Genomic DNA, 3,259 nt, shown 5'->3' on the forward strand with positions numbered 1-3,259 from the left:
CTCGGTGGCGATGCCACGGGTGGATTCGACCATTTCAGGGCCACTCATCTCGGCGCGGCCGATGGCGAACGCCTTCGGGCCTTCGATGACGACTTCGTCACCGGGGCGGATGTCGTCGTCCGCGTCCACGACGCCGGGTGCGAGGACGCTTCCGTGGGGGGCAAAGGCGTCGATCTCGACGCGCTTGATCGGTGCGCCGCTCTCGACCCAGTGGCGTGCACCATCGAGCGTGAACGAGAGGGTTCCGTACTGGGGAACCATCGCGGCGAGTTGCTCGCCGTCGTCGTCGTGCACGCGCAGTTTCGGGTAGCGACTCTGGATGTTGAGTTCCGAGAACAGTTCGTCGCCCGCGCCGTCGCCGAACTGGTAGTCGGCCATCGCCCGGACGGTGTTATGCTGGCGGTCGCGCTTGCCATACTTCGACTCGCCGGTCAGGGTGCGCGCGAGGTTGGCGAGCGATTCGGTCGTCGTTGGGTGGTCCTCGACGGTGTACTCGAACTCCATGTCCAGCGCGTCCTCGACGCGCTCACAGATGTCGCGGTAGCCCTCCCCGGGAACGTGGGCGATGACTCGCGGATACTCGTTTCGTTCCAAGTACCGCCGGAGGACTTTCGCGACGAACTCCTTTTCGTCCTCGCTCCAGCGACCGGTCACGACCGAATCGTAGTGCTGTGCGGGATAGGTGAGTTCGAGTTCCTGCGGGACGACGCCGATGGGACTCGTCATCGACACCTTGTGCGCGCGGAACTGAATGGCGTCGTGGTACTGACCGTGGCTCTGGGATTCGCTATAGGGCTTTTTTGCGGAGCAGGGAAGAAGCACCAGCGGGCGATCGAACCGGTTTCGGTAGCGCGTCGTCACGCGGTCAGCGAAGCGCTGAATCTCGACGCGGCGCAGGCTGTCCTCGGTGGCGGCCGCGAGTTCCGAATTGCGGATGACTGGGGTGCGTTCCTCGAGGTAGCTCCACTCCTGGTCGAACTCGCGGAACGCGGCGGTGAGCCACTGCTCGTGGCGGGCCTGCCCCTCGATGTAGTCCCGGAGTCGCCCTGCACGGATCCGCTCGCGAACGATGGCCAACTCGGCTCGGAGCGCATTGACGTTGTGTTCGACGCAGTGTTCGCGCGTGAACTCGTCCAACGGACGCTGGCAGGCCGGGCAGGAACACGGCAGTTCGTGGAGGTCGTCCAAAAAGTGGTGGCCTTCCGTGGTGAGGTACTTTCCTTGGGTTCCCTTGACGACGGCCAAATCGGAGTCCACGAGGTCCACTCCGGCGTACACCAGCGTGGCGACGTTTTCCGGCGTGGCGACGCCCGACAGCATGAGCGCGCTGTCGCCGGGAATCGCCTCGCGGGTTTCGATGACGGCGTCCTTGAATCCCGCTCCGTGGCCGACGAAACCACGGGCACCCGAGACGATGTAGGCGTCAGCACCGAAGTCCTCGGCCGTCTCGGGGGAGACGACGGCGGCGCTCGGGAACTCCACGTCCGGATACTCGACCGCGAACGACTCCATTACTTCCTCGTCGGTGCCGCTCGGGAACGCGCGGTGTGGCAGTACGGTCAGTTTCGACTCGTCACCCTCTGGCACGTCGCGCTCTTTGAACCAGAGGCTTCCGCCGTCGGAAACGACAACCGTCTCGCGGCAATAGCCGCTCGACCGTTCGGCGGAACGCCGTTCCGCCCGCTCAGCGAGTCCGGGCGTGGTCACTGACTCGGAGAGGCGAAGTTCCCCGATTCGGGCCGCCCCGTCGCGGCCGTGAACCTCGAAATAATCGGTCATACCCGTGTTTCGGGGAAGCGGATTGAACTATCTTGCGTAACTCCGTGAGTCCATACGATCCGGTCGAGGACCGTCGGAACTCGCCGAAATATTGATTTTGAAAATAATCGACTACTGGGTCGATACGGTGCTCAGTGACTGTCCGGGCTCTCCCCACCAGCCGTCGCGTTGGTACCGGAACCGGTGAACGTCGCGAACCCGGCGAGGACCGCGACGACGACGCCGACGACGATGTCGTTCCAGAACAACAGGGTGGTCCCGGCCCAAATGAACGCGGACGCGATCATCCACAAGCCGAGTAGCGTGTTGAGTCCGTTGCTCCAGTTCGCCGACGAACTGCCGTTCGTCGCGCTATACACGCCGTACGCGCCGATGATGGTGATGGCTGCTCCGACGATAATGTCGTTCCAGAAGCTCGCGCCACTGGCCGACCAAACGAACGTCGGGATGAAGAACAGCCACAACCCGAGCAGAACGTTCGCACCGGATGCCCATTTCGACGGTGTAGATTCGTTGGTCGAACTCATTGATAGTCACCTCGTACCGGGTTTCCCGGCACTCCGACTACGGTATGTGTCCGGAGAGGAACTCTGGCTTCCATGGCAGGCAGTTTATCCGACCGACGAGGGGTCCAAAGCTTTGTGGAGTAGCCACGCTACTGATCGCGAGAAGTAACGACCGAAGAGAAGGACAGCGTAGCCGTCGGGTCGAAGTGAGTTGACGCCGCCACCGACCCGGATGGGCCACGCTGGTCACGGAAGGTACTCGCCCTCCACAGCGAGTCCGTGACAGCCATATAAGTTGTCCAGTACCGGGATCCATACCATCCCGGCACCTAAAATAAAGGACGGAGCCGCCCCAATGGTTTCGCTTTCGAATTAATGGAATATATATGCCGACGAGGATCCGCGGTCGCTCAAACGGTTGAGAGGTCCACGGTTCGCACCGCATCGGGAACGACGGAGAGCGCTGATTCGGGCCAGCCACGGTGTGCGAGCGTGAACTCCGTCTCCGGGTTCTCCTCGACCAACCGAGCCACGCCGCGGGCCGCCGACTCGTACCCCGCCGTGTCCATCCGGTCCGGAATCTCGGCGGTAAGCGGATACGTCTCCGAGAGCGCACGCGGGAACGGACCGAACGGCGGGACGACGTTCCACGATTCGTCGTAGCGACTGCTCGGGTTGCCCTCGGTGAGGAGCACCCGCCCCTCGGGATTCAGCCGTGAGAGTCGCTGATGGTGGCGGACGACTTCCGGCCGGGCCGCGCTCTCGCCGGAGAGATAGAAGAACGCTCCCTTCGAGGCCGGGTCGGTGCGTTCGAGTTGCGCCGCGTGGTCGCCGAGCGCCCGGTAGCCGTCGAGCATGGCCGGGTGGGCGCGCGCTCGATTCTCGACCAGTTCGAACAGGTTGCCCGTCCGAATCGCCTGCTTAATGGTCCGAATCTCCTCGAAGGTGACGTGGAGGTTGTGCTCCGCCAGCAG

The 3,259-nt window shown here is 63.4% G+C and carries 2 protein-coding genes and 1 pseudogene; all 3 read right to left on the bottom strand.

Annotated features, from left to right (window positions below; genetic code table 11):
• Window positions 1–1,779, bottom strand: a 1,779-nt coding sequence (arcS, locus tag WBV42_RS07460) for an archaeosine synthase subunit alpha (RefSeq protein ID WP_423985464.1), incomplete at its 3' end; no start/stop codon positions are given.
• Window positions 1,780–1,910: 131 nt separating this feature from the next.
• Entirely contained in the window at window positions 1,911–2,306 is a 396-nt protein-coding gene (locus tag WBV42_RS07465; RefSeq protein ID WP_423985465.1) for an SPW repeat domain-containing protein, read from the bottom strand.
• 389 nt (window positions 2,307–2,695) lie between these two features.
• Window positions 2,696–3,259, bottom strand: a pseudogene (locus WBV42_RS07470) (tRNA guanosine(15) transglycosylase TgtA); the annotation flags it as partial.

Origin of the sequence: Haladaptatus sp., from assembly GCF_049589095.1 — an archaeon.
Taxonomy (GTDB): domain Archaea; phylum Halobacteriota; class Halobacteria; order Halobacteriales; family Haladaptataceae; genus Haladaptatus.

Coding starts and splice junctions, on each gene's coding strand:
- WBV42_RS07465 (WP_423985465.1), bottom strand. CDS start 2,306: ATGAGTTCGACCAACGAATCTACACCGTCGAAATGGGCATCCGGTGCG.